The organism is Halorubrum sp. SP9 (assembly GCF_005435015.1).
In the GTDB taxonomy this organism is placed as follows: Archaea; Halobacteriota; Halobacteria; order Halobacteriales; family Haloferacaceae; genus Halorubrum; species Halorubrum sodomense.
In genome coordinates this window covers 1-1,086 of sequence record NZ_SGXU01000131.1, presented here as the reverse complement: position 1 = coordinate 1,086, position 1,086 = coordinate 1, and the positions used below count along the sequence as shown (strand labels likewise).

Genomic DNA, 1,086 nt, shown 5'->3' with positions numbered 1-1,086 from the left:
CTTGGATGAGCGGCTGGTGATGGTCGGTGGGGCTGGTGATGTCGACGATTCGGTTATGGATCGGATCAAGCGGACTGAAAACATCAAATGGAAGGGATTTGTTGATGAAGATGAAAAACTCAAAATTTTGTCACGATGTACCGCCGTCGTATTTAATGGACACAATGAAGACTTCGGTATAGTGCCAATTGAGGCGAATGCGAGTGGAAAGCCGGTAGTTTCGATAAACGACGGGTTTCCTGGGGCATTCATCACTGAAAACGAGAATGGCACGCTCCATGACGGAACAAAAAACGGAATCAAGCAAGCGATCGTTCGGACAACCCAGACAGAATTCTCAAAACCACTGGAGACATACGTGTCAGAATTTTCATATATGCGGTTCTCTGAAAACATCAGAAAAAACATAAAATTATATTATGATAGTTTCCAAACTATTCAGAGGTAATAAATACACCGAGGAGTAAAATGGTTGGGAGAGACTAGGTTTATTGGCAAAATTTTCAAATAGTTTATGAATTAAGGCATTATCTATAAATATTGAACATAATTATATAGAAATAAACCTCGAGTCGACATATTCACCACCCACCGCTGTTTGTTTGTCTGTCCTAATAGCGTTATTCGACAGTTCGTTACGATAAAATAAGTGAGGAGGGCACTACATATCAGATAATATCTAGAAATCTAATAAGATACGATTGACACATCTGGTGAGTAGTATTAACTTCATACATATAACTTAAATATACTTCTTGGCCATCACATCTATCAAAATATCTATATCAGACCAAAGGCCAAACATTCGTACAATTCCTCAAACTGCTTCGTACAGCGGGTACAATAATAAGAACGATCGGCGGCCAGAGACGGAGGCAGCAAGGGGTGCGTCGCGGACATACTGATGGAAGGGCACAACAAGAAGGATTAGTGATAATAAGGCCAGAACAGGCAGGACAATCGAGGTGAGCCCTACTACAACAAATGTGGTCCAAAACATCGGTCCTCGAACTTCCCAGAGGTTGAATTCCTCCGGATTGTTCTTGTACTGGCGGATGTGTGACCGTGTTGAGTCGTACTTCCTAT

At 41.6% G+C, this 1,086-nt stretch carries 2 protein-coding genes; one reads left to right on the top strand and one right to left on the bottom strand.

Translation table 11 applies throughout. From position 1 onward, the window contains the following. Nucleotides 1–448 (top strand): glycosyltransferase (locus EXE45_RS16820; protein WP_137695007.1); only part of this gene is annotated, 448 nt, incomplete at its 5' end. A gap of 369 nt (nucleotides 449–817) precedes the next feature. Here EXE45_RS16820 and EXE45_RS20825 read toward each other — a convergent pair. Continuing rightward, on the bottom strand, nucleotides 818–1,086 hold a 269-nt coding region (locus tag EXE45_RS20825; protein ID WP_206750488.1), incomplete at its 5' end, for a hypothetical protein.